General features: G+C 67.6%; 15 protein-coding genes. 5 read left to right on the top strand and 10 right to left on the bottom strand.

Annotated elements, in window-relative coordinates:
• Together NM203_RS02320 and NM203_RS02315 are read right to left on the bottom strand one after the other, a co-directional pair.
• The gene (locus tag NM203_RS02320) at positions 1–2,067 is read right to left on the bottom strand and encodes an MFS transporter (RefSeq protein ID WP_255058285.1); all 2,067 of its coding nucleotides are present in this window, start codon (positions 2,065–2,067) and stop codon (positions 1–3) included.
• A 222-nt stretch (positions 2,068–2,289) separates the two neighbouring features.
• Positions 2,290–3,570: a multidrug effflux MFS transporter gene (locus tag NM203_RS02315; protein ID WP_408633280.1), complete on the bottom strand. Its 1,281-nt coding sequence runs from the start codon at positions 3,568–3,570 to the stop codon at positions 2,290–2,292.
• Positions 3,571–3,719: 149 nt separating this feature from the next.
• Between NM203_RS02315 and NM203_RS02310 the strand changes: the two genes are divergently transcribed.
• The 5 genes from NM203_RS02310 to NM203_RS02290 all read left to right on the top strand — a co-directional run bounded on the left by NM203_RS02310 (position 3,720) and on the right by NM203_RS02290 (position 10,266).
• The gene (locus NM203_RS02310; RefSeq protein WP_255057987.1) at positions 3,720–4,469 is read left to right on the top strand and encodes a hypothetical protein; all 750 of its coding nucleotides are present in this window, start codon (positions 3,720–3,722) and stop codon (positions 4,467–4,469) included.
• A gap of 159 nt (positions 4,470–4,628) precedes the next feature.
• On the top strand, positions 4,629–8,453 hold the full coding sequence (locus NM203_RS02305) for a multifunctional oxoglutarate decarboxylase/oxoglutarate dehydrogenase thiamine pyrophosphate-binding subunit/dihydrolipoyllysine-residue succinyltransferase subunit (protein WP_255057986.1): 3,825 nt from the start codon (positions 4,629–4,631) through the stop codon (positions 8,451–8,453).
• Between the two features lie 91 nt (positions 8,454–8,544).
• Positions 8,545–9,258, top strand: a complete 714-nt coding sequence (locus NM203_RS02300; protein WP_255057985.1) for a VIT1/CCC1 transporter family protein — start codon at positions 8,545–8,547, stop codon at positions 9,256–9,258.
• A 42-nt stretch (positions 9,259–9,300) separates the two neighbouring features.
• Positions 9,301–9,774: a DUF2231 domain-containing protein gene (locus NM203_RS02295; RefSeq protein ID WP_255057983.1), complete on the top strand. Its 474-nt coding sequence runs from the start codon at positions 9,301–9,303 to the stop codon at positions 9,772–9,774.
• Positions 9,775–9,897: 123 nt separating this feature from the next.
• On the top strand, positions 9,898–10,266 hold the full coding sequence (locus tag NM203_RS02290) for a SpoIIAA family protein (protein WP_255057982.1): 369 nt from the start codon (positions 9,898–9,900) through the stop codon (positions 10,264–10,266).
• Positions 10,267–10,275: 9 nt separating this feature from the next.
• Here NM203_RS02290 and NM203_RS02285 read toward each other — a convergent pair whose 3' ends face one another.
• The 8 genes from NM203_RS02285 to NM203_RS02250 all read right to left on the bottom strand — a co-directional run bounded on the left by NM203_RS02285 (position 10,276) and on the right by NM203_RS02250 (position 18,820).
• Entirely contained in the window at positions 10,276–11,160 is an 885-nt protein-coding gene (locus NM203_RS02285; protein WP_255057980.1) for a universal stress protein, read from the bottom strand.
• Entirely contained in the window at positions 11,153–12,100 is a 948-nt protein-coding gene (gene arcC / locus NM203_RS02280) for a carbamate kinase (RefSeq protein WP_255057979.1), read from the bottom strand. Before arcC ends, NM203_RS02285 begins: the two co-directional genes overlap by 8 nt.
• Before the next feature lie 16 nt (positions 12,101–12,116).
• Positions 12,117–13,121 carry an ornithine carbamoyltransferase gene (locus tag NM203_RS02275; protein WP_255057978.1) on the bottom strand — a complete coding sequence of 335 codons (1,005 nt, stop codon included), beginning with the start codon at positions 13,119–13,121 and terminating at the stop codon, positions 12,117–12,119.
• 27 nt (positions 13,122–13,148) lie between these two features.
• A complete protein-coding gene (locus NM203_RS02270; protein WP_255057977.1) occupies positions 13,149–14,408 on the bottom strand; it encodes an arginine deiminase in 1,260 nt (419 codons plus the stop codon).
• Positions 14,405–15,883, bottom strand: coding sequence for an arginine-ornithine antiporter (gene arcD, locus NM203_RS02265; protein ID WP_255057976.1), 1,479 nt, complete (start codon positions 15,881–15,883; stop codon positions 14,405–14,407). Before arcD ends, NM203_RS02270 begins: the two co-directional genes overlap by 4 nt.
• A 231-nt stretch (positions 15,884–16,114) precedes the next feature.
• Positions 16,115–16,420, bottom strand: coding sequence for a three-helix bundle dimerization domain-containing protein (locus NM203_RS02260; protein ID WP_255057975.1), 306 nt, complete (start codon positions 16,418–16,420; stop codon positions 16,115–16,117).
• Positions 16,417–17,010 carry an Rv1733c family protein gene (locus NM203_RS02255; protein ID WP_255057974.1) on the bottom strand — a complete coding sequence of 198 codons (594 nt, stop codon included), beginning with the start codon at positions 17,008–17,010 and terminating at the stop codon, positions 16,417–16,419. Before NM203_RS02255 ends, NM203_RS02260 begins: the two co-directional genes overlap by 4 nt.
• Before the next feature lie 115 nt (positions 17,011–17,125).
• Positions 17,126–18,820, bottom strand: coding sequence for a SulP family inorganic anion transporter (locus tag NM203_RS02250; protein ID WP_255058283.1), 1,695 nt, complete (start codon positions 18,818–18,820; stop codon positions 17,126–17,128).
• Positions 18,821–18,834: the final 14 nt, after the last annotated feature.

Genomic DNA, 18,834 nt, shown 5'->3' with positions numbered 1-18,834 from the left:
TCAGTCCCGGAACGGCATGGAGTGCTTGCCGTATGTGCCCGCGTCGCCCTCGCCGTCGCCGTCGCGCGAGTGCCGACCCCCGCCGCGTTGCGGTTCGGGCGGTGCCTGCACCTGCTGATGTCGCGCCCCGTTGACGTGGAAACCGTTGTGTGCGAACCCGATCGGCTCTGAGTGTGGCGGCACAACGGGCTCGGGCTGCGACGCGGGTGAGGCGGCCATCAACTCGTCGAACGCGATGTGCCACGGGTCGCGACCGTTGGTCTCGGCGACCGGCGGCGGATCCAGTTGAGGCTCCGGATCGTCCTCGAGAAGGCTGTGCCACGACTCGACCGGTCCGCTGTGCCACGTGTCGGCGGGCGCGTGCAGCGGATGCTCGACGTGCACGGCCATCGGTGCCGTGGCGCTCTCGTCCGCGGGGAACGCGTCACCCGGAACGTCCGGCTCCGGGGAACGCTCCAGCTCGGGCTCGTCGTGCCGGTCGACCGTGAACTCGACGTAATCGTCGTCGTCCGGGAAGTAGTCGGGCTCGTAGGCTCGGCCGCGCCGATGGCCGCCGCCGGCGACGAACGTGTCGACTCCCGAGTGGGTGCGCAGCGCGGCGGTGAAGGACTCCAACTCGTCGGGACCGTGCTGTTCCTCGGGCGTTGGCGCCGGGCGCAGCAGCACGTCGTCACCGAAGCCGCCCAGGAACAGCGCGGAGATCACACCGAACAGCGCGATGAACGCGGGCAGCAGCAGCGACTGCGACAGCGCGGCCGCGAACGGTTCCCTGAGGAACTCGGGCAGCGCGACCACCGGCCCTCCAGCACCCTCCGCGTCCTGCCCGCGCAGATCGGCTCCGGGTAGTTCGGCGGCGATACGCGCCGTCATGAACGCCGCGATGCCCGCACTTCCCAGCACGCCGCCCACCTGCCGGGTCGTGTTGTAGACACCCGAGCCCGCGCCGGCGAGTTGTGGTGCGAGGTTGCGCGTCGCGGTGGCGGCCAGCGGCGACCAGATGAACGCCATCCCGACGCCCATGAGCGTCAGTGGCAGCACCAGCCGCCACACGGGCGTCGTCGGCGTCAACTCCACCGACAGCCAGGTCATCGCGATGGCGATGGCCGAGAACCCGAACCCGACGATCGGCCGCGGGTGCACGCGGTCGACGATCTTGCCGACGAACGGCGCGAGCACACCCGATGCGATGGCCATCGGCGACATCAGCAGTGCCGAGCCGGTCGGCGAGTAGCCGCGCACGGCCTGCGCGTAGAACATCATCGGCACCACCATCGCCGTCACGACGAAGCCGATGACCGCGATGCCGATGTTGGCCATGCTGAAGTCGTTGTCGCTGAAGATCTTCAGCGGGATCAGCGGCTCGTCGCGGTTGACCGACTGCCAGTAGACGAAGCCGACCATGAAGCCGAGGCCTCCGAAGACCATGAGCCAGATCCACCACGTCCAGTCGTGCGAGTGCCCCTCCTGCAGACCGAACACGATGAAGAACAGGCCGACGCCGGAGAGCGCGACGCCGATGACGTCGAAGCCGCGCTGCGCGGTGGGCAGTGCGGGCACGAACCAGTACGCGAGCGCCAGGCCGATGACGCCCACCGGCACGTTGACGAAGAAGATCCACTGCCAGCTCAGCACGTCGATCAGGAAGCCACCCGCCAGCGGGCCGACGAGCGTCGCGACGCCGGCCGTCGCACCCCACACGCTGAGCGCGACACCGCGGCGGGCGGCCGGGAAGATCCGGGTGATCGTCGAAAGCGTCTGCGGCGTCATCAGCGCCGCGCCGATGCCCTGCACCACCCGCGCCGCGATCAGCCACTCGATGCTCCCAGCGAGCCCGCACCACAACGACGCGAGGGTGAAGACGCCCAGCCCGACCAGGTAGAGGTTCTTCGGCCCGAAACGGTCCCCGAGCCTGCCCGCCAGCAGGAGCGGCACCGCGTACGCGAGCAGGTAGGCGCTGGTCACCCAGATGACGCCGTCGTAGTCGGTGTCGAGCCGGTGCAGGATCTCCGGATTGGCGACCGCGACGATCGTCGAGTCGACCAGGATCATGAAGAACCCGATCATCATGGACCAGAGCGCCCGCCACGGATTCTCCGTGCGCCGCGGATCGTGGAAGCGTTCCAGCAGAGGAGTCGAGAAGAGCGTGCGAGGACTCCGGACGTCCATCGCCCGCGGCGGTACCTGTGGTGAAAGCATCTACTCGAAACCGTGCGTCTTTACGTATCCGGCACTTACGTATTCAGCCGACGCTACGTACCCCACTCTGTCCCGACAAGTCGGCCGAGCGGCTCACGCCGGTTCGGCGACCGCGTCCCTGAGCTCGGAATCGTCGCCGGCGCCATCCGATACTCCGACGGTGAGCAGGGCGAACAGTGCGATCACCGCACCGACGGCCATCACCATGGCCAGCGCGAGTTCGTCGTTGCCGAGCACCCCGACCAGCGGAGCGACCGCCGCACCCAGACCGAACTGCGCCGCGCCGAGGAGCGCCGCGGACGTTCCCGCCGCGTCCGGATGGCGGGACAGCGCCAGCGCGGGGGCGTTGGGGATCACCAGGCCCATGGCGGCCAGGATCAGCCAGACCGGCACCAGGAACGCGGCAAGGCCGTCGACGCCCGACAGCGCCATGCCGAGGAACGTGACGCCGACGAGCGCGGAGGCGACGAGCGCCCACAGCACGATCGTGCGGGGTGACAGCCGCTTGAGCAGCACCACGTTGAACTGGGTGGCGCCGATGAACGCGAACGCGCCCGCCCCGAACACCAGCGCGAACGTCTGCTGGTCCAGCCCGTAGCGGCCCTGCAGCACGAACGCCGCGCCGGCGATGTAGGCGAACAGCCCGGACATGCCGAGCGCGCCGACCAGCACCAGGATCACGAACTTCCTGTCCCTGAGAAGCTCGCCGTAGGTGGACACGATGCCGCGCACCCGCAACGGCCTGCGATGCGCTTGCGGCAGAGTTTCGGGCAACGCGAGCGCTGCGAGCAGCAGCAGTGCGCCTGCCAGCACGACCAGCACGGCGAAGACCCAGTGCCAGGACGCGTGCACGAGGACGGCGGCACCCAGCGACGGCGCGATCACCGGTGCCGCGCCGAGCACCAGCATCAACCGCGACATGACGGTGGCGGCGGCCGAGTCCGCGAACAGGTCACCGACGATCGCGATGGCCACGACCATCGCGGCGGCCGCGCCGACACCCTGCAGTCCCCTGGCGACGCCGAGGACGGTGATGCTCGGCGCGAAGAGGCACATCAGTGAGGCCAGCATGTGCAGGACGATGCCCGCCATCAGCGGCTTGCGACGACCGAGCGAATCCGACAGCGGACCGATGACCAGCTGGCCGATCGCGAGCCCGGCCAGCGTTCCGGTGAGCGTCAGCTGGACCACCGACGACGACACGGACAGATCCTCGGCGATGCTCGGCAGCGCGGGCAGGTACATGTCGATCGTGAGTGGACCGAGGGCGACCAGCAGGCCGAGCACGACGATCATCCGCACGCGGCTCGGCGCGGGGCGGTCGGTGCCGGGTGTGTCGGGGCGTGCGAGGTCCACGGAGCTGGATGGTGCCATGAAAACCATTAGCAACGCATACGAGTTTTTTCTTCCCCGCTGGCCGCGACCTGCGACGTGACCGATCTCACGTCCGGGCACTCGCCCACGGGTGTGGTTCGTTAGCGAGGGGATAGCCTGAAGGCTCGCTGTGATCAAGGGAGGCCACGATGAGTGCCCGTTCCAAGGCTGAAAAACAGGTGCCCGCCAAGGTCGACGACGATCCCAGCGCGGCCGCCAAGGCGCTCTCCCAGATCATCGAGCGCGGCGCACGCGTGCAGGCGCCCGCGGTACGGGCCTACGTGCAGCGGTTGCGAGACGGTGCACCCAACGCGACGCCCGCCGAGATCGTCACGAAGCTGGAGAAGCACTACCTGGCGGCGGTGATGGCCAGCGGCGCCGCGGTCGGCTCCGCCGCGGCCTTCCCCGGCATCGGCACGCTGGCGGCGCTGTCGGCCGTGGCCGGCGAGACCGTGGTGTTCCTCGAGGCGACAGCCGTGTTCGTGCTCTCGGTCGCCGAGGCGCACGGTATCCCCGCCGAGCAACGCGAACGCAGGCAGGCCCTGGTGCTGGCGGTCCTGGTCGGCGAGGACAGCAAGGGCGCGGTCGCCGATCTGCTCGGCACCGGCCGCACGAGTGGCGCGTGGATGTCCGACGGTGTCGCGACGCTGCCGCTGCCCGCGGTGTCCCAACTCAACAACCGGCTGGTCAAGTACTTCGTGAAGAAGTACGCGCTCAAGCGAGGCGCGATGGCCTTCGGCAAGCTTCTGCCCGTCGGTATCGGCGCCGTGGTCGGCGGCGTGGGCAACCGCATGATGGGCAAGAAGATCATCGCGAACGCGCAACTCGCCTTCGGCGCTCCCCCGCCGCGCTGGCCGTCGACGCTGCTCGTGCTGCCCGCTCCTAAGCCGGAGCTCTGACCACAACGTTCACAAGGCGATCAATAGGCCCATGTCGTCCTCTGCGGTGATTGCGGGGGATAGCCTTACGGGTGGCGCAAGGGTGGGCCAACCGCGTACGACGAACTGCGGGCAAGTCGCTTGCTCGCGATGGCGAGAGAATCGAGGCGAATAGCTGCCGTGAGCACTTCACCGTCACCATTCGGTCAGAACGAATGGCTGGTCGAGGAGATGTACCGAAAGTTCCGCGAGGACCCGTCCTCCGTGGATTCCAGCTGGCACGAGTTCCTCGTCGATTACTCCCCCGAACCGACCTCGGAGACCAGCGCACCGGTGAGCTCGAACGGCAGCACCTCGCCGAAGGCGCCACCCACACCCGCCCCCGCACCGCCTGCAGCGTCCAACGGCGCGAAGGCCGCGCCGGCCGCCGATAAGCCCGCAGCCAAGCCCGCCGCCGAGAAACCCGCAGCGGCCAAGCCCCCCGCCGAGAAGCCCGTCGAGAAGCCCCCGGCCAAGCCCGCGACCGAGCCGGCGATCTCACCGACGGCAGCCAACCCGGAGCCGGCCAAGCCGAAGGCGGCCCCGGCTCCCGCCGCGTCGGAGGACGACCAGAACCAGGTCCTGCGCGGAGCAGCAGCCGCGGTCGTGAAGAACATGAACGCGTCGCTGGACGTGCCGACCGCCACCAGCGTGCGCGCGATCCCGGCGAAGCTGATGATCGACAACCGCGTCGTCATCAACAACCACCTCAAGCGCACCCGCGGCGGCAAGATCAGCTTCACCCACCTGCTCGGCTACGCCATCGTGCAGGCGGTCAAGAAGTTCCCGAACATGAACCGGCACTTCGCCGAGGTCGACGGGAAGCCGAACGCGGTCACACCCGCTCACACGAACCTCGGCCTGGCCATCGACCTCGCGGGCAAGGACGGTAACCGTCAGCTCGTCGTCGCGGCCATCAAGAAGACCGAGACCATGCAGTTCGGCCAGTTCATCGCCGCCTACGAGGACATCGTCCGGCGCGCCCGCGACGGCAAGCTGACCGCGGAGGACTTCGGCGGGGTCACGATCTCGCTGACCAACCCCGGCACCATCGGCACCGTGCACTCGGTGCCGCGGCTGATGCGCGGCCAGGGCGCGATCGTCGGTGCGGGCGCCATGGAGTACCCGGCCGAGTTCCAGGGCGCCAGCGAGGAGCGCATCAACGAGATCGGCGTCGGCAAGCTGATGACGCTCACGTCGACCTACGATCACCGCATCATCCAGGGTGCGGAGTCGGGCGACTTCCTGCGCACCATCCACCAGCTGCTGCTCAGCGACGACTTCTTCGACGAGATCTTCCGCGAGCTCGGCATCCCGTACGAGCCGGTGCGGTGGCGCACCGACAACCCGGATTCCATCGAGCACAAGAACGCCCGGATCATCGAACTGATTGCGGCGTACCGCAATCGCGGGCATCTGATGGCCGACATCGACCCGCTGCGGTTGGACAAGACCCGCTTCCGCAGCCACCCCGACCTCGACGTCAACACCCACGGGCTGACGCTGTGGGACCTGGACCGCGTGTTCAAGGTCGACGGTTTCGCGGGCGCGGAGTACAAGAAGCTGCGCGATGTGCTGTCGGTGCTGCGCGACGCGTACTGCCGCCACGTCGGCGTCGAGTACACCCACATCCTGGAACCCGAGCAGCAGAAGTGGATTCAGGAACGCGTCGAGGTCAAGCACGACAAGCCGACGGTCGCCGAGCAGAAGTACATCCTGTCGAAGCTGAACGCCGCTGAAGCGTTCGAGACGTTCCTGCAGACCAAATACGTTGGCCAGAAGCGCTTCTCGCTCGAGGGCGCCGAGACGGTCATCCCGATGATGGACGCCGCGATCGACCAGGCCGCCGAGCACGGTCTCGACGAGGTGGTCATCGGCATGCCGCACCGCGGCCGGCTCAACGTGCTCGCCAACATCGTGGGCAAGCCGTACTCGCAGATCTTCAGCGAGTTCGAGGGCAATCTGAACCCGTCGCAGGCGCACGGTTCCGGCGACGTCAAGTACCACCTCGGCGCCAACGGCACCTACCTCCAGATGTTCGGCGACAACGACATCGAGGTGTCGCTGGTGGCCAACCCGTCGCACCTGGAGGCGGTCGACCCGGTGCTCGAGGGCATCGTGCGAGCCAAGCAGGATGTCGTGGACGTGACCACGAACGCCGACGGCGCCGTCGAGTCGTCGTTCACCGTGATGCCGATGATGCTGCACGGCGACGCCGCATTCGCCGGTCAGGGCGTGGTCGCCGAGACGCTGAACCTGGCACTGCTGCGCGGCTACCGCACCGGCGGCACCATCCACATCGTCGTCAACAACCAGATCGGCTTCACCACGTCGCCGCACGACTCGCGGTCCAGCGAGTACTGCACCGACGTCGCGAAAATGGTTGGCGCTCCCATCTTCCACGTCAACGGCGACGATCCCGAGGCCGCCGCGTGGGTGGGCAAGTTGGCGGTCGACTTCCGGCAGGCGTTCAAGAAGGACGTCATCATCGACATGCTGTGCTACCGCCGTCGCGGGCACAACGAGGGCGACGACCCGTCGATGACGCAGCCCTACATGTACGACGTCATCGACACCAAGCGCGGCGTCCGAAAGACCTACACCGAAGCGCTGATCGGCCGAGGCGACATCTCGATGAAGGAAGCCGAGGACGCCCTGCGCGACTACCAGGGCCAACTCGAGCGCGTCTTCAACGAGGTCCGCGACCTCGAGAAGCACGACATCGAGCCCAGCGAATCGGTGGAGTCCGATCAGGTTCTGCCCCAGGGGCTTTCGACCGCGGTCGACAAGTCGCTGCTCGCCCGGATCGGCGACGCGCACCTGGCCTTCCCGGAGGACTTCACCGTTCACCCGCGCGTCATGCCGGTGCTCGAGAAGCGCCGCGAGATGGCCTACGAGGGCAAGGTCGACTGGGCGTTCGGCGAGCTGCTGGCCATCGGCACGCTGGTCTCCGAGGGCAAGCTCGTCCGGTTCTCCGGTCAGGACACCCGCCGAGGCACGTTCACTCAGCGCCACGCGGTGGTCATCGACCGCAAGACCGGTGCGGAGTTCACCCCGCTGCAACTGCTGGCGAGCGACCTCGAGGGCAATCCGACTGGCGGCAAGCTGATGATCTACGACTCGGCACTGTCGGAGTACGCCGCCGTCGGCTTCGAGTACGGCTACTCGGTGGGCAACCCCGACGCGATGGTGTTGTGGGAGGCCCAGTTCGGCGACTTCGTCAACGGCGCACAGACGGTCATCGACGAGTTCATCAGCTCGGGTGAGGCCAAGTGGGGTCAGCTGTCCGACGTCGTGCTTTTGCTGCCGCACGGCCACGAGGGGCAGGGGCCCGACCACACCTCCGGTCGCATCGAACGGTTCCTGCAGGTGTGCGCCGAGGGCTCGATGACGGTGGCGATGCCGTCGACGCCCGCGAACTACTTCCATCTGCTGCGCCGCCACGGCATGGACCGCATCCACCGGCCGCTCATCGTCTTCACGCCGAAGTCGATGCTGCGCAACAAAGCAGTCGTCAGCGACATCCGCGACTTCACCGAGCAGAAGTTCCGCTCGATCATGGAGGAGCCGCTGTACACCGACGGTGAGGGCGACCGCTCCAAGGTCAAGCGGATTCTGCTGACCAGCGGCAAGATCTACTACGAACTGGCCGCCCGCAAGGCGAAGGACAAGCGCGAAGACGTCGCGATCGTGCGCGTCGAGCAGCTGTACCCACTGCCGAAGCGCAGGCTCGGCGCCACGCTGGACCAGTACCAGGGAGTCGAGGAGTACTTCTGGGTGCAGGAGGAGCCGGCCAACCAGGGTGCGTGGCCGACCCTGGGACTGGCGATGCCGGAGCTGTTGCCGGACAAGCTGACCGGCATCAAGCGCATCTCGCGCCGCGCCATGTCGGCACCGTCCTCGGGCAGTTCGAAGGTGCACGCCGTCGAGCAGCAGGAGATCATCGACGAGGCGTTCAGCGGCTAGCGGCGAGCGGTGTGCGGCGTTGCGTCACTACGCCTTTGGCTAGCCTACGATTGCTAGCGGGCTGGCCTCGGCATCGCTACCCTCACCACGTATGACGACGAAGCCGCATCCCGCGGAGCCCCATCAGGGCTCGGTGTCGTCGCGGCTCAACTGGCTGCGCGCGGGCGTGCTCGGCGCTAACGACGGCATCGTCTCGACGGCGGGCATCGTCGTCGGGGTCGCGGCGGCGACGATGGCGCCGGGCCCCATCCTGACCGCGGGGGTCGCCGGACTCGCCGCGGGCGCGGTCTCGATGGCCCTCGGCGAGTACGTGTCCGTCAGCACGCAACGCGACACCGAGCAGGCGCTGTTGAACAAGGAACGTCGTGAGCTCCACGAAGATCCGGTGGCCGAACTGAACGAGCTCGCAGCGTTGTACGAAGACCGGGGTTTGTCGGCCGCGACGGCGCGCCGGGTCGCCGAAGAACTCAGCGAACACGACGCCGTAAAGGCGCACGCCGAGGTGGAACTGGGCATCGACCCCGACGACCTCACCAGCCCATGGCAGGCGGCACTCTCCTCCGCACTGTCCTTCACCGTCGGCGCGCTGCTCCCCCTGGTGGCGATCCTGCTGCCTCCCACCGCCTGGCGCATTCCGGTGACGGTCGTCGTGGTGCTGATGGCGCTGGCGACAACGGGCTGGACGTCGGCGAAACTCGGTGGCGCACCGTGGGTTCCCGCCGTCGTCCGCAACGTCATCGGCGGTGGACTCGCCCTGGCGATCACCTACGCCATCGGCCACCTCGTCGGCGGCGTCATCGGCTGACCCGGCTACGTCACCGCAACCGCTCGAACCGAGGAGAACACGATGTCGACCTTTCAGGGGCTGCCCGCTCACGTCCTGCTCGTGCACTTCGTCGTGGTGCTGGTGCCACTGACCGCGGTGCTGGCGGTGCTGAGTGCGCTCTGGCCCACCGCGCGACGGAAGCTCATCTGGCTCATCGCGTCTCTGTCGGTCGTCATCGTCGCGCTCACCCCTCTGACCACCGAGGCGGGCGAATGGCTCGAGCACCGCCTCAACGCCACCGATGTGCTGCGCACGCACACCGAACTCGGCGACACCATGCTGTACTTCGCGCTCGGCCTGCTGGTGGGGGTGGCGCTCCTGGTGTTCGCTCACCTCCGCGACGGCCGCGATCGGCCGCTGCCCAAGGGCGTCGTCGTCGTCATCGCGGCGGTGGTGATCGTGACGGGTGCCGCAGCGACGTTCCAGGTTTACCGAATCGGCGACTCAGGCGCTCGTTCGGCGTGGAGCGGCGAGATGGCGGCGACCTCCAACTGAGCCGGATCGGCGTACCGCCGTCGGGACTCGTGACCGAAGACCCTGCGGCCCGGTGACCTTGTCCCGACGACGATCCGCGCCGTCGAGCGGAACATGGGACGTCATCGGCAACGAGGAGCGGCGATGATCGACTTCGAACTGGACGAGGCCCACGGGATAGTCCGGGTGTGGCCCTCGAGACCGCTGTCCGCCGACGACTTCGGCGACCTCGCCATGGTGGTCGATGCCGAGATCGAGTCGGGCGGTGACCTGGCGGGCATCATCATCGAGGCCACCCGCTTTCCGGGTTGGGACCGGTTCGGGGCGATGGTCACCCACCTGCGCTTCGTGCACGACCACCACCGGCACGTCAAGAAGATCGCGATCGTCACCGCCTCGCACCTCGGCGATGTCGCGGAGAAGCTGGTGTCGCACTTCATCTCGGCGGAGGTCCGACACTTCCCGGCGGGTCAGGCCGAGCAGGCCGCGGATTGGATCCTCGGGCGGCAGTGAGAGGCTCTATCACCACGCCCTGACGACGATCACCGGCACCCTGGCGCATCGTGCGACCGATGAGCTGACCGAGCCGAGTCCCGCCCTCAGAGCGCCCCGGCCTCTGGTGCCCACCACGACGAGTTGAGCGGACTCCGCGAGCTGAAGCAGTTCATGCGCGGGACTGTCGCGAGCGACGACGTGTCGCACGTTCACGTCCGGATAGCTCTTGCTCCATCTGGCCACTCCCTCGTCCAGCAGCGCCACGGCCAACGGTCGGAAGTTCAACCATTCGGACGGTTCGAACACCACCGAGGCATCGCTGTAGGCGTGCGCGGCAACCAGATCCACGTTGCGCCGTGACGCCTCGTCGAACGCGATCCCCATCGCGACCTCGGAGGCGGGCGAACCGTCGAATCCGACGACCACCGGCGCGGCCGACAGCGCGTCTCCCGTCGACGTCTCCTCGTCGCGGATCACCGCCACGGCGCACCGCGCGTGGTGGACCAGACCGGCGCTGACGGATCCGAGCAGTAGCCGTTCGATCCTGCCGTGCCCACGGGAGCCCACGACGATCATCTCGGCGTCTTTGGACATCTCGATCACGTGCGCGACGATGTCACCGGTTGCCACCCTGGTGCCGACGTGGACATCATGGGGTGCCGTCGTCTGGACCGCGAGTTGCCTTGCCTCATCGAGTATCTCCAGTGCACGCTCGCGATGCACCCGGTCGAACTGCTCCGGTGACGGTTCGTCCAGCCACGGCGCGTCGCCGGGATCGGGCACCACGTGCACGAGCACGAGCACGGCATCGCGCAACTGCGCATCGCGTGCCGCCCACCGCACAGCGGCGTTGGACTCGGGGGATCCGTCGACGGCGACCACGATCTCGTGGTGCGAGGTGCGCTCAGGCATCGGTGTGCCTCGGCGTGAGCCGCGCGCCGACCCGACGGGACCTCACCCGAGTTCCCGCGTTGCCGGCGACGATCCCGTCGATATCGGCGAGCGCTCCGATGACGGCCTCGCCACCGGTCCGACGGGCGAAACGAGACGCGGCCTCGACCTTGGGGCCCATCGATCCGGGGGGCAGGTCCAGGGTGTCCACCTCGTCGTCGAACATGCTGCCGACGTGAAGCTGGTCGGAGGTTCCCCACCCGCGGTACACGCCGTCGACGTCGGTGGCGATGACCAGCAGGTCGGCGTGCAGATCCTCGGCGAGCAACGCGGCGGCGAGATCCTTGTCGATCACCGCCTCGACGCCGTGCAGCTTGCCGCGATCGTCGTACATCGTCGGGATCCCGCCTCCCCCAGCACATATCACGATCACGCCTCTTTCGACGAGACTGCGGATCGCGCGTATCTCGAAGATGCGTTCGGGCTTCGGACTCGCCACCACACGCCGGAACCCCGCTCCGTCGGCGGCGATAGTCCAGCCACTGTCCACGCGCAGCCGTTCCGCGGTCGCGCGATCGTAGACGGGGCCGATCGGTTTGGTCGGGCAGCTGAATGCGGGGTCTTTCGGATCGACTTCGATCATCGTCAGCACCGTGGCCAGCGATTGGTCGGGCGGGAGCAGGTTGCCCAGTTCCTGTTCGATGACGTACCCGATCATCGCCTCGGTCTGCGCTCCGAGCACGTCCAGCGGGTACGGTTCGACGTCGTGGTAGGCAGCGGCCTGCAGGGCCAACAACCCCACCTGTGGTCCGTTGCCGTGCGCGATGACGATCTCGTTTCCGGGGGCGATGGCGGCGATGCGTTCAGCGGCCGTTCTGATGTTGGCCCGTTGATTCTCCGCGGTCATGGGCTGTCCGCGCCGAAGAAGTGCGTTGCCGCCCAGTGCGATGACGATGCGCATGGTCGTCGTGCCGCGGTCAGCTGAGGGCCGCGACGAGCACGGCCTTGATCGTGTGCATGCGGTTCTCCGCCTGTTCGAAGGCGATGTTCGCCGGTCCCTCGAAGACGTCGTCGGTTACCTCGATCCCGTTCGACAGGAACGGATACTGAGCCGCGACACGCGCACCGACCGCCGTCTCGGAGTTGTGAAACGCCGGGAGGCAGTGCATGAACTTGACCCGCGGGTTGCTGGCCGCCGCCATCAACGCCGCGTTGACCTGAAACGGCAGCAGCAGATCGATGCGCTCGCCCCACGTCTCGAGCGGCTCACCCATAGACACCCAGACGTCGGTGTGGATGAAGTCGACACCCTCGACGGCTTCCTTGGGGTCGTCGGTGATCGTGATGCGCGCTCCGGACGCTGCGGCGAACGCCTTGCACGTGGCGAGGTGTTCATCGCTCGGCCAGAGCTGCCGGGGCGCCCCGATCCGCACGTCCATACCGAGTTTCGCTCCCACCAGTAGCAGCGCGTTGGCCATGTTGTTACGGCCGTCGCCGACGAACGCATATGCGATGTCCTGCAACGGTTTCGGGCAGTGTTCGGTCATCGTGAGTACATCGGCCAGCATCTGGGTCGGATGCAACTCGTCGGTGAGCCCGTTGAAGACGGGCACCCCGGCGTGTTCGGCCAGTTCCTCGACGATCTCCTGACCCGCGCCGCGGTACTCGATCGCGTCGTACATCCGGCCGAGCACCCGAGCGGTGTCCTTCATCGACTCCTTGTGCCCGATCTGCGATGACGTCGGATCGATGTACGTCACGTGCGCCCCCTCGTCGTGGGCGGCCACCTCGAACGCGCAGCGGGTGCGAGTCGACGTCTTCTCGAAGATCAACGCGATGTTCTTGCCCGCCAGGCTGTTCCGCACAGCGCCGGAGTACTTGGCGCGCTTCAGGTCCCGTGCCAGGTCGAGCAGATAGTGCAAATCGCGGTCGGTGTGGTGAAGCAGGCTGAGCAGACTGCGGTTTCGGTTGTTGTAGGCCATGGTCGTCAAGTCCTCTGGTGAGCCGGGTCAGGTGTAGAGCGGGTCGCGCAGGATCGGGCAGGTCATGCATCGGCCACCGCCGCGGCCACGGCCCAGTTCGCTGGCGGTGATGGTCACGACCTCGACACCGGCCTTTCGCAGCGCTGTGTTGGTGAGGGTGTTGCGGTCGTAACCGATGACGACCCCCGGTTCGAGGGCCACGACGTTGTTGCCGTCGTCCCACTGCTCGCGCTGGACGCCGTAGACGTCGCCCGCGGTCCTCACCACCCGGAAGTCCACCCCGACGGCGTCGCCGATGGTGTCGATCAGCCCGTTGGGCTCGCGCCGGATGTCCAGCCCCGACGGCGCGGTGTCGTCGGGGCGCAGGCTGAACGGCACGATGCCGTCGACGACCGGAGAATAGGCGGTCACGATGTCGTAGCCGCAGAAGGTGAACACGGTGTCCAGGTGCATCGCCGCCCTGGACTTCGGCAGACCTGCGACGATCACCCGTTCCGCGGCGCCGGCCGCGAACAGGTTGCGGGCGACCTGGGTGATGGCCTGATGCGAGGACCGCTCACCCATCCCGATCACGACGACGCCCTTGCCGATCGGCATCACGTCGCCGCCCTCCAGCGTCGCCGCGCCGTGATCGGCCGACATCCCGTCCGAGTCGCCCAGCCACACGTCGAACTTCTCGTCGGCGAAGGCGGGGTGGAACCTGTAGACGGCGGTGGTCAGAAGGGTCTCCTGCCTGCGCGCCGGCCAGTACATCGGGTTGAGGGTGACCCCGCCGAATATCCAGGATGAGTTGTCGCGCATGAACTGCGTGTTGGGCAGCGGTCGCAGAACGAAGCCCGCGGGGTCCAATTCGCTGAACGCCGAGACGAACGCGCCCGCGACGTCGGCGGGCACATCCTGATAGGACACCCCGCCGATGAGGAACTGCGCCAACTGATCCGGCGTCAGTTCACTGAGCCAGGCCCTGATCTCGTGCACGAAGCCCGGCCCCACCCGATTCTCGGTCACCGTGCGGTCCAGCACCCACTGGAGACCGTCGGGCATGGCCAGCACGTCGGCCAGCAGATCGAGGAGGTCCAGCACCTCGACATCGCGGTCGACCATCTTGGCCACGAAGTCGAAGTGGTCGCGCCGAGCCTGCTGCAGCCAGACGACGTCGTCGAACAGCAACTCCTTGCAGTTCTCCGGGGTCAGCCGTTGATGGGCCAGCCCGGGTGCGCACACCATGGCCCTGCGCAACCGACCGGCCTCCGACCACACGCCCAGCCGGGATCCGGGCGCGCTCACAGCACGGCCAGATTACCGGTGGCCATCAGTGCGACGGCAACGATCGACGTCACCGTCACCACACCGAAGACGGCGAGTTCGGGCTTGCTGAACACGGTTGCCTTCACTTCGCGGCGGGCCCAGACGTACAGCGCCGTACCGACCAGATAGAACACCGCCGCGATGAGGAGGTACTGCCAGCCACCGGCGTAGACCAGCCACCCCGCGTAAACCAGGGCGACCACGCCCACGATCAGATCTCGGGTGCGTCCGGGCGACGACTCGTACGTGTCACCGCGAACGGCGAGCAACACCTGATAGGCGGCGGACCACAGGTAGGGCAGCAGGATGAGCGACGTCGCCAGGTAGATCAGGTTGAGGTACGTGCTCTCGTTGGCCAACGTCCACAACAGCATGCCCTGCACGCAGATGTTGTTCAGCCACAACGCATTCGCCGGTGCCCCGTGTGAGTTCTCGCGGGCCAGCGCCTTCGGCATCACGCCTTCGAGGGCGGGCAGTCGCAGGATCTCGACGCACAGCAGAACCCAGGCGATCAACGCGCCCAGCAGTGAGATCACCAGTCCGATCGAGATGAACGCCGCTCCCCAGCTGCCGACCTGCTGCTCCAGCACCCCGGCCATCGACGGGTCGGCCACCCCTGCGAGTTCGGCTTGCGCGACCAGGCCGTAGGACAGCAGGTTGACCAGCAGGAGCAGGGCGAGCACCCCGGCGAAGCCGAGCACGGTGGCTCGGCCGACGTCGGCGCGCTTCGCTGCGCGACGGGAGTACACGGAGGCGCCTTCGATTCCGATGAACACCCAGACGGTGACCAGCATCATGTTCTTGACCTGAGTCATCGTGCTGCCGAGGGGTTCTCCGTCGATCTGCACGGTGTTACCCCAGAAGTCCGCGGTGAACAGGCCCGCCTTGAATCCAACGGCGGCGATGGCGACGAAGACGATGATGGGAATCACCTTGGCGATGGTGACCACGACGTTGACTGCTGCCGCGGTGCGGATGCCGCGCAGTGTCATGGCGTGCACGATCCACAGCAGTACCGATGCGGAGATGATCGCCGGCAGCGTGACGCCGCCCTCGAAGGGGCCGACGAAGTACCCCAGCGTCGAGAACAGCAGCACCAGGTAGGCCACGTTGCCGACCCACGCCGAGACCCAGTAGCCGAACGCGGCGGTGAAACCGATGTAGTTTCCGAATCCGGCACGCGCGTATCCGTACACGCCGCCGTCGACGTCGGGTTTACGAGACGCCAGGGTCTGGAATACGAAGGCCAACATCAGCATTCCGACCCCGGTGATGGCCCAGCCGATCAGCAGCGGTCCGGGGGCGGCGCTGCCGGCCATCTGGGACGGCAGCGCGAAGATACCGCTGCCGATCATGGAGCCGACGACGAGCGCCGTCAGCGCGGCCAGCCCCAGCCCCCTGCGCGGATTCGGTGGTGGAGCCTGGGCCGGCCTCGAAGCGAATGTCTGCGACATCTGCGGTACCTCTGTCTCCCGAATTCGTTGCCACGCGGAGCGTCTGCTCCCGCGCCTGACCGGTCAGACGCTAGGCGGGTGAGTGGCGAGGTCACACAGGCTTTGGTCCTCAACCGGGGGTCCTAAGTCCCCGGTAGCCAATCGCCTTCGGGACGAAAGACCCTCCTCCGACGCGGCGCGCGACTGTCCGCGCTCACCGCCGCGTGCCGGAGGTCGCGAAAGCTCGGCCCGCTACCGCTGTCGTCCAGCTGAACTACGGTCGTCGTCGAGCACGGGAATCGACGACGTCAACAACATCAGCGTCCTCCGGCAGCGATTCAGTGTCAGCGGGATGAGATGGGTTCGCACACGGGCCTGTTCGGCAAGCTGGGTGTACACCGTCCTCACCAGACGACCGATGTCCTCGGGGCGGCAGTCCGGAAACCGCGATCGCAGCATCGACGCCACCGCCTCCAGTTCTCGGTCGGGATGGAGTGGTGCCGGATCGCTGGTGGCGCACCGCTCGTCGACGGTAACCGGCATCAACAGGTCGGTCACGATTGGCGCCTCTCCTGACCACGGCCGTCGACGAGCGCCTCGAACTCGCGGTCCCAGTTCGCATGACGGACGCGGTTGAGCCGATGACGCACCGCGCCGCACACACCCGCCATCACGAAGACGACGCCGAGCCAGCTGAGTACCGCCGCGCCCACCGCTTCCCTGCCCGCCTGTCCGGGCGGCGGGGGCGCCGGCACGGCGGCGCCCTCATCGTCCACCCAGATCTGAAACCGGTCGTGGACCTTCACGAAGGCCTGCGAGCGAACCCGTTCGACGTGGTACGTGTCATCGAACCGCCACCGTGCGTCGACGTCGAACTCGATCGCGTTGGTCCGCACGGTCGTCTCGCTGTCCGAGACGGCGATCGCCTCGGCGATGTGGCGGTGCCGCAACTGGTCGGCGTAGAACTCCGAACGCGTCTCGTGCACCGCGGTGCCCAGCGCGGCCGACACCGGCGCCGCGCACAGCACCAGGATGGCCGCCATCGCACCGATCAGCGCTTCCACCCGATCACTTCGGCGCACCAACGTATTTCGCCCGGTCAGGCAGGCGACCCAACCGATCCTCGGCAAGACGGTGAACGTGTCCATCTGGGCACTCCTCGGAGGTGGCTCCCATCCCCTGGTCGCCGTGTCATCTGATCATCGACGGGACACCCGTTGGCCCTGAAGGGTCGAAAGACTCCAGTCCGCGCGCTGATGATCACTACGCCTGCGCGTCGTGACGTCGTTCGAACGCCTCCACCGCGGCGGGCAGCGTCATGAAGACCCTGGCCTCTCCGATGTCCTTCAACAGCCCCGCCGCCTCGAGCGCATCGCGGAGATCCTGTTTGACTCGCGCCATCCCGAAGGCGACGCCCCGCCGGCCCAGTTCGACGCGCAGTTGATTGAGTGCGTCGATCGCGGTCATGTCCACCTCGACGTTCGCCTCGGCGTTGAGGACGAACCATTCCACGGGGGTCCCGGCCTGCTCCACGGCGGCGAGCGCACGGGTGAGAAAGTCGTGCGCGTTGGCGAAGCAGAGGGGCGCGTCGTAGCGATAGACGATCAACCCCGGCACCTGTCGCGCCTCCGGATAGTCGTCGACGTCGTGCATCCCCATCACCCCTGGAACGAAGCCCTGCACGCTGTCGTGCGCTCTCGCGACCCGGCGCAACAGGTCGAGGATCGACAGCGCGACGGCCACCAGCACTCCGTACAGCACGCCGACGGTCAACACCGCAACGGTCGTCGCCACGGCGAGTACCAACTCACTGAGTCGAAACCGCGCGAGCCGACGAAACTCCCCCACGTCGATCAGACGAATCGCGGCGTAGATCACCAGGGCACCGAGCGCCGCCATCGGGATGACCGCCAGCATGGCGCGCCCGAACAGCACCAGCATGACGACGGTGAAAAGCACCACGAGAGAGTGCAACTGGGTACGACTGCCCACCGCGTCGCCGAGTGCAGTCCGACTTCCACTGGAGCTGACGGGGAACCCGTGGGTCAGACCGGTGGCCATGTTGCACACACCCAGAGCGCGCAGTTCGGCGTTGGCGTCGATGACCTGGCCCTGCCGGGTCGCGAAGGCGCGCGCGGTGAGCACGTTGTCGGAGAACGCCACGACCGCGATGCCGAGGGCGGGAACAGCCAGGGACGAGACGTCGCTGAGCGAGACGAGCGGCACGGTCGGCACCTCGAGGCCCGAGGGTATCGCGCCGACCACCGCCACCCCCGCCGCGTCGAGCGAGCACGCCGCCACCGCCGCGGCCGCGAGCAGAACCGCGATGAGCGGACCGGGCACGCGCGGCAGCCATCGCCCGAGGACCCACAGCGCCAGTAGCACCGCGCCGGCGGTGACCACGGTGGGCCAGTGGACACTGCCGCGCTGGCTGATGAACGACTGCGTCAGAGCGATGAATTCGTCGCCGGACACGGTGAATCCCGCAACCTTGCCCGCCTGGCTGACGATCATCAGCAGGGCGATCCCGGCCATGTAGCCGACCAGGACGGGGCGCGACAGGAGATCGGCGAGAAATCCGAGGCGCGCTAGGCCGCCCGCCAGACAGACAACGCCGACCAGGAATGCGAGTGCCGCGGCGAGAAGCGCGTACCTGCCCGGATCGCCGAGAGCCAGCGGTGCCAGCACGGCCACCGTCATCAGTGCCGTCGTCGACTCCGGACCCACGGACAGCTGGCGTGACGACCCCAGGACGGCGTAGATCGCCAGCGGAGCCAGCACCGCCCACAAGCCGGTGACGGCGGGCAGGCCCGCGAGGGTGGCGTACGCCATCACCTGCGGAACCAGATAGGCCGCGACGGTGACACCCGCCACCACATCGCCTCGTAACCAGGCCCGTTCGTAGTGCCGCAACTGCGTCAAACCAGGGGTCCAGCCAATCGACTGAACGCGGCGCACAACGTCGCTCGCCC

Source organism: Mycolicibacterium arenosum (assembly GCF_024320865.1).
Lineage (GTDB): Bacteria > Actinomycetota > Actinomycetes > Mycobacteriales > Mycobacteriaceae > Mycobacterium > Mycobacterium arenosum.
Note: the sequence above shows the minus strand (reverse complement) of the source record. Positions and strands in the feature narration are given on the sequence as shown.